5 protein-coding genes are annotated in these 7,463 nt (G+C 61.8%); all 5 read right to left on the bottom strand.

Annotated features, from left to right (window positions below; genetic code table 11):
* Positions 1-148 precede the first annotated feature (148 nt).
* Positions 149-2,785, bottom strand: a complete 2,637-nt coding sequence (locus tag QMX91_RS26985; protein ID WP_134786874.1) for a FimV/HubP family polar landmark protein — start codon at positions 2,783-2,785, stop codon at positions 149-151.
* A gap of 209 nt (positions 2,786-2,994) precedes the next feature.
* Positions 2,995-4,005 carry an aspartate-semialdehyde dehydrogenase gene (locus QMX91_RS26980; RefSeq protein ID WP_027611531.1) on the bottom strand — a complete coding sequence of 337 codons (1,011 nt, stop codon included), beginning with the start codon at positions 4,003-4,005 and terminating at the stop codon, positions 2,995-2,997.
* 247 nt (positions 4,006-4,252) lie between these two features.
* A complete protein-coding gene (gene asd / locus QMX91_RS26975) occupies positions 4,253-5,365 on the bottom strand; it encodes an aspartate-semialdehyde dehydrogenase (RefSeq protein ID WP_003226428.1) in 1,113 nt (370 codons plus the stop codon).
* A 66-nt stretch (positions 5,366-5,431) separates the two neighbouring features.
* Positions 5,432-6,514: a 3-isopropylmalate dehydrogenase gene (gene leuB, locus QMX91_RS26970; protein ID WP_027611530.1), complete on the bottom strand. Its 1,083-nt coding sequence runs from the start codon at positions 6,512-6,514 to the stop codon at positions 5,432-5,434.
* A gap of 54 nt (positions 6,515-6,568) precedes the next feature.
* The gene (locus QMX91_RS26965; protein ID WP_282413640.1) at positions 6,569-7,336 is read right to left on the bottom strand and encodes a class I SAM-dependent methyltransferase; all 768 of its coding nucleotides are present in this window, start codon (positions 7,334-7,336) and stop codon (positions 6,569-6,571) included.
* Between the last annotated feature and the right edge of the window lie 127 nt (positions 7,337-7,463).

Below are 7,463 nucleotides of genomic sequence, written 5' to 3'. Positions count from 1 at the left end.
GAGCAAGCCCGCTCCCACAGGAGGAATGTATTCCAAATGTGGGAGCGGGCTTGCTCGCGAAGGCGGTCGATCAGGCACCACAGAAATCCAGCCCAAACAAAAACGGCAGCCTCGATGGGCTGCCGTTCCGTTTACTGCTGACGCTGGCTCATGCCAGGTGCGAAAGCATTTCCTTGGCTTCGCCACGCTGCTTTTCGTCACCCTCGGTCAACACTTCGTTGAGGATGTCGCGTGCGCCGTCGCTGTCGCCCATATCGATGTAGGCCTGGGCCAGATCGAGTTTGGTCGCGGCTTCGTCGGTGCCGGCGAGGAAGTCGAAATCGTCCTCGCCCAGATCATCGCCCATGGCCGCATCGGCTTCGGTGAAGGTCGGCTCGGCGATGCTCTGCGACAGGCGATCCAGCTCGGCGTTGACGTCATTCAGTTCCGCTGCGAATGCGTCAGGCTCGGCCGCCGGGTTGCTGTCCATTTCATCAGCCAGCGACAGATCGAAATCCGCCGGCAGCTCCAGATCGTCCTGTGGCACTTCGTTGGCGACCACAGGCTCGGCCGGCGACAGATCTTTCACGCCTTCGTCCAGATCCAGCAGGAAGTCATCATCCGCCAGATCCGCCGCCGGAGCTGGCGCAGGCTCGGCACCCAGATCCAGATCGAGGTCGAAGTCCGACAGGTCGTCGAGGTTCTCTTTGATCTCGGTCTGCTGTTGCAGCACCGATTCAAAGCTCAGATCGTCGTCGGCCGGGAACTCGTCCAGCTCCACCGGAGCTTCAGGCTCAACAACAGGTGCAGGCTCAACCGGAGTGATGTTGTCGAGATCGTCCAGGCTCAGGTCGAACGCGCTATCCAGGTCGTCCGCCGCAGGCTCAGGCGCAGGCGCCTCTGGCTCGTCGAGCAGCAGCTCCTTGACGTATTGCGCATCGAGTTCGGCGGCGGCTGCCGCTGCAGCCAGACCCGCGACAGCGACGACCGCCATGGCCGGGAAGCGTTTTTTCAGCTCTTCGACCTTGGCGAAGTTATCACCGTTGGCCACCAACTGACGCTCCTGACCCACGAACGCATCGCGATCACCCTGCTGACCGTAGACTTCCATCAGCTTCAGACGCAGATCACTGCGTTGCGGCTCGAGGCTGACGCCCTCTTCCAGCAACGCTGCGGCCTGATTCAGGCGACCGGCATTGATGTGCGACTGAGCCTTGTCCAGCACGTCATCGGAACGCTCGGCGGACGGTGCGACCAATGGCGCGGCAATCGGCTCAGCCATCACCACCGGAGCCACTACCGCAGCAGGCGCTGGCGCAGGTGCCGGGGTGTTGAGCTTGACGCTGGCAGCAGGTGTTTCCAGGCCTTCGAAGCTGCTTTCCGGCAGATCCTGCTCGGCGGAGAACTCTTGCTCTTCCGCCAGAGCGCGGGCCATGCGCAGGTGTTTCTCGGCTTCCTGCTGGGCTTTGCGGCGACGGGCCAGCAGCAACAGCAGAAGCAGCAACACCACCGCACCGCCACCGATCAGACCCAGCAGGATCGGATTGGTCAGCAGTTCATTGAAGGTTTTGTCTTCATCGACTACCGGTTTTGGCGCAACCACTGGCGTCTCGGCAGGCGTGTCGACCGGTGGCGCAATCGCCGATTCTGGTGTTGGCGCCGCTTCTGCCGGGGTGGCTGGAGGGGTTGCAGCCAGTTCGGCGGTGATCGCCGGTACGGCAGCAGTGGCGGCTGGCGCAGCGCCCGGGCCTTCGGCCTGCATCTTCGCCAGTTGATTGTTCTTCAGCTCGATCAGGCGTTGCAGCTTGTCCAGCTGACTTTGCAGATCGGCCATGCGGCTTTTCAGTTCCTCGTTGTCACGACGGGTCGTGTCGAGGCTTTCCTGAGTCACCGCCAGCTTGTTGCTCAACGCCTTGGCATCGCCGGCCGGGCCTTTGCTACGCCCTTTGGCGTTTTCGGCAGAGACCAGACTCAGGTTGTCCTTGGCATTCTGGCCGGCGCCGACATTGCTGCGACCACGCTTGGTGGCATCGAGCTGCTGCTGGCCGGTACCCGGCTTGGCCACATAGCGACGACCCTGACGCCAGGCTTCGTTCTGCGCGGCGACTTCGGCAATCGCTTTCGATTGCGGCAGCGCGGTGCTTTCCACCGAGTCCGGCAGGCGCAGCACCTGACCGGTTTTCAGCCGGTTGATGTTGCCGTCGATGAACGCATCCGGGTTGAGCGCCTGAATCGCCAGCATGGTTTGCTGCACCGAACCGCCGGTGCGCGCCTTCGCGGCAATTTCCCACAGGGTGTCGCGCGGCGTGGTGGTGTATTGCGACGGGTGCGTGGCGCCGGTGGTCGGTGCGGTGATGGTCTGCGACGGTGCCGGTTGCGCGGCGGCGTCAGCGGTCTGTGGCGAGAATTTCGACGGATCCAGCAGCACACTGTAATCGCGCAGCAGACGGCCATTCGGCCACATCACCTGCACGAGGAATTTCACCATCGGTTCCGACAGCGGCTTGCTCGAAGTCACGCGCAGCACGCTTTTGCCGCTGGCGTTGAGCACCGGGGTGAACGTCAGGTCGTTGAGGAAGGCCTGGCGATCGACACCGGCCTTGGCGAAATCTTCGGGTGAAGCCAGGCTCGGCACCACTTCGGCAGCGGTGAGATCCTTGACGTCGAGCAGCTCGATCTCGGCCACCAGCGGCTGGTTCAGGGTCGACTTCAGGGTCAGCTCCCCGAGCCCGAGGGCATGCGCCATACCGGAGGACAGCGCCGAGGCGGCCGCTATTGCTAACACCAGTTTGCGAACTTGAACCATAGCCTCATCCTTTGTTTGAACGTTCCTCGGCCAGCGAGAAGATGTTGATTGCCGCTGCCGTAAGGCATTGCGCGCGACGACGACAGACTGCCGCGCGCGATCATTTCTTTGATGCCCCGGAAAGTCCCGGAGGGTGACACGTTATGAAGTGCTCCGGGCAAGCATAGCGCTCACCTAGAATCAGTCGACAAATTGTTGCCAAGTATCTTTTACAGCAGGTCTTTTATCAACAATTCAGCGACCTGCACAGCATTCAGGGCGGCGCCTTTGCGTACGTTATCTGACGTCAGCCACAGATTAAGTTCCGCCGGGTCGTCGACACCGCTGCGCACCCGACCGACATAGACAACGTCCTGCCCCACCGCGTCACCCACTGCAGTCGGATAATCGCCGGCCTCAACCAGCTCGATGCCGGGCGCATCCTCAAGCGCAGCGTTGACCTTTGCCAGGTCAACCGCACTCGCTGACTGCAAGGTCACGCTATAGCTATCGCCAAAAAACACCGGGGCTTGAACGCAAGTGGCGGAAATCTTTAATAAAGGCTGCTTCAGCACCTGACGCAACTCGCGCACCAGCCGTTTTTCCAGCAGCGTGTGGCCTTGAGCGTCGGGCGTGCCGACCTGGGCCAGCAGGTTGAAGGCCATCTGCCGATCAAAGAAAGTCGGCTCCAGCGGACGCATGTTCAGCAACTCAGCGGTCTGCCGCGCCAGCTCGGTCACAGCTTCGCGACCTTGGGCGGACACGGCCAGATTGGCGGTGACGTTGACGTATTGCAGTTCGAGCAAATCGAGCAGCGGCGCCAGCACCACGGCCAGCGTCGTCGCCGAAGGGCTTGGGCTGCTGACCTGGAACGGTGCTTTCAGACCGGCAATGACCTCGGCGTTGGCCTCCGGCACCACTTGCGGCGCCTGCTCGGCCGGTAATGCGCCGGACAGATCGATCAGCGAGCAACCGGCCGCGTGGGCACGCGCCGCGTAACTCAGGGAAACGGCAGCGCCAGCGGCAAAGAACACCAGTTTGACCTTGCTGAAATCGAACTCGTCGACTTCACGCACGCGCACGTTCTTGTTGCGAAACAGCACCGAACTGCCGGCGGATTCGCTGCTGGCCAGCAGGTGCAGGTTGCCGACCGGGAAGTCGCGCTCTTCGAGAATCTGTACGAGGGTTTCGCCGACAGTACCGGTGGCGCCGACGACGGCAATATCAAGGGTCTGGGTCATGGTTCTACCTCTGGCGAAACGGGGGGAGCGGCACTTTACCGGGTGACTGCCATGCAGGCAATTTCTGCGGGACTTGCAGTGTCTGTTCTGACCTCTTCGCGAGCAAGCCCGCTCCCACAGGGGGAACGCATTTCAAGGGTGGGAGCGGGCTTGCTCGCGAAGGCGCCAGACCTGACACCGGAAAACCTCAGACATAAAAAAACCCGCACCTCTCACAAGGCGCGGGTTCTTTCACGACTTCAAGCGATCAACGCTCAAGCAGGATCCGCAGCATGCGGCGCAGCGGCTCGGCCGCGCCCCACAGCAGTTGGTCGCCGACGGTGAAGGCACCGACGAATTGCGAGCCCATGTTCAGCTTGCGCAGACGACCCACCGGTACGTTCAGGGTGCCGGTGACCTTGGTCGGGCTCAGCTCCTGCATGCTGATGTCGCGGTTGTTCGGCACCAGTTTGACCCAAGGGTTGTGCTGGCTGATCAGCCCTTCGATATCAGCGATCGGCACGTCTTTGTTCAGCTTGATGGTCAGCGCCTGGCTGTGGCAACGCATGGCGCCGATGCGCACGCAGATGCCGTCGACCGGGATCGGGCTCTTGAAGCGGCCGAGGATCTTGTTGGTCTCGGCCTGGGCCTTCCACTCTTCACGGCTCTGGCCGTTCGGCAGTTCCTTGTCGATCCACGGGATCAGGCTGCCGGCCAGTGGTACGCCGAAGTTTTCGGTCGGGTACGCGTCGCTGCGCATGGCTTCGGCCACGCGACGGTCGATGTCGAGGATCGCGCTGGCCGGATCGGCCAACTGATCGGCCACCGCAGCATGGGTCGCGCCCATCTGCTTGATCAGTTCACGCATGTTCTGCGCGCCGGCACCGGAGGCCGCCTGATAAGTCATGGCGCTCATCCACTCGACCAGACCGGCCTCGAACAGACCACCCAGGCCCATCAGCATCAGGCTGACGGTGCAGTTGCCGCCGATGTAGTTCTTGGTGCCCGCGTCCAGTTGCTGGTCGATGACCTTGCGGTTGACCGGGTCGAGAATGATGACGGCGTCATCGTTCATCCGCAGGCTGGAAGCCGCGTCGATCCAGTAACCCTGCCAGCCGGCTTCGCGCAGCTTCGGGAACACTTCGCTGGTGTAGTCGCCGCCCTGGCAGGTCAGAATCACGTCGAGGGTTTTCAGCTCTTCAATGCTGTAAGCGTCCTTGAGCGGAGCAATGTCCTTGCCCACGGACGGGCCTTGGCCACCGACATTGGAAGTGGTGAAAAACACCGGCTCGATAAGATCGAAATCCTGCTCTTCCAGCATCCGCTGCATGAGCACGGAACCGACCATGCCGCGCCAACCGATCAGACCTACACGTTTCATCGCAACTACACCTTCTTGAAAAGTGGGCCGCTGCTTTGTATTGAATTTCGCAGCGGGCCCGAGAGATTACAGATTCCGCAGCGCGGCGACTACTGCGTCACCCATTTCCTGCGTTCCGACTTTAGTGCAACCGGCCGAATAAATGTCACCGGTACGCAAGCCTTGATCCAGTACCACGCTGACGGCTTTCTCGATGGCGTCGGCCGCATCGTGCAGATTGAAGCTGTAACGCAGCATCATCGACACCGACAGAATGGTCGCCAACGGGTTGGCAATGCCTTTGCCGGCGATGTCCGGGGCCGAACCGTGGCACGGCTCGTACATGCCCTTGTTGTTTGAATCCAGCGAGGCCGACGGCAGCATGCCGATCGATCCGGTAAGCATCGAGGCTTCGTCGGAGAGAATGTCGCCGAACATGTTGTCGGTGACGATCACGTCGAACTGCTTCGGTGCGCGCACCAGTTGCATGGCGGCGTTGTCGACGTACATGTGGCTCAGTTCGACTTCAGGGTAATCCTTGGCGACCTGCTCGACCACTTCACGCCACAGTTGGCTGGACGCCAGCACGTTGGCCTTGTCCACCGAGCACAGCTTTTTGCCGCGAACCATGGCCATGTCGAAACCGACGCGGGCGATACGGCGGATTTCGCTTTCGCTGTACGGCAGGGTGTCGTAAGACTGACGCTCGCCGTTTTCCAGGGTGCGGGTGCCGCGTGGCGCGCCGAAGTAGATGCCGCCGGTCAGCTCACGGACGATCAGGATATCCAGACCGGCAACAATTTCCGGCTTCAGGCTCGAAGCGTCGGCCAGTTGCGGGTAGAGGATCGCCGGACGCAGGTTGCCGAACAGGCCCAGTTGCGCACGGATTTTCAGCAGACCGCGCTCAGGGCGGATGTCACGCTCGATGGTGTCCCATTTCGGGCCGCCCACGGCGCCCAACAGGACTGCATCGGCAGCACGGGCACGCTCGAGGGTTTCGTCGGCCAACGGCACGCCATGCTTGTCGATGGCGGCGCCACCGATCACGTCATGGCTCAGCTCGAAGCCCAGGCTGTACTTGTCGTTGGCCAGCTCCAGCACCTTGACCGCTTCGGCCATGATTTCCGGACCAATACCGTCACCTGGGAGAATCAGAATCTGCTTGCTCATGCTTTCCTCGTGTCTTCAATCGGTGCGCCACTCAGGGCGCGCCCGGAAAAATTCTTAGCGCTCAGCCATCAGTACGATTACATCTGTACTGAACGAGCCGTCGGCATCAATCTCAAAATATTCGCGCACTTCGTTGCCCATCGACTGCTGTAACTGGCGGATCGCCGCGCGCATCACTTCGGGCGTGCGCATGCGCTCGACCCAACTGCGGTACTCCAGACGCAGGCGCTGACGGCTGGTGCTGCGGGTATGCAGCCCGGCCTCGCTGACCTGACGCAGCCACTCACCGGCGGAATAGTCGCGCACGTGGCTGGTGTCGCGCAGCACTTCGACGCTTTGCAGGTAAGTGTCAAACAGCGGACTGCCCGGTGACAACACGTCGATGAACGCTGCCACGCCACCCGGTTTCAGCACCCGGCGCACCTCTCGCAAGGCCACACCGAGGTCGCTCCAATGGTGCGCCGAATAACGGCTGAACACGTAATCGAATTCACCATCGGCAAACGGCAGGCGCTCGGCGGCGCCGTTGACCGTGGCAATGTTGTTCATGCCGCGATCAACCGCCGCAGCGGCCACCACATCGAGCATCTGCTGCGACAGGTCGTAGGCCACCACTTCCTTGACCAGTGGCGCCACATGAAAACTCACATGACCGGCGCCGCAACCCAGGTCCAGCAGCCGGGCTTCGCCCTGCCCGGCCAGTTCAGCCTGTAGCAGCGCGAACTCGGTGCCTTGAGCGTGAACAGCGCTGCTCAGGTAGGCGGCGGCCTGTTCACCGAATTGCTTTTGTACAACCTGACTGTGCTGGGCGGTGCTGGTCATGGTCACTTCCTGGTATTTGTGTTGTTTGGGCCGGCCTCTTCGCGAGCAAGCCCGCTCCCACAGGGGAATGCATTTCAAATGTGGGAGCGGGCTTGCTCGCGAAGGGGCCAGCCCTGACTACATCAAT

This window comes from Pseudomonas sp. PS01299, assembly GCF_029960145.1.
In the GTDB taxonomy this organism is placed as follows: Bacteria; Pseudomonadota; Gammaproteobacteria; order Pseudomonadales; family Pseudomonadaceae; genus Aquipseudomonas; species Aquipseudomonas putida_A.
The sequence above is the reverse complement of the archived record's forward strand: the minus strand, read 5'-3'. Positions and strand labels throughout refer to the sequence as shown.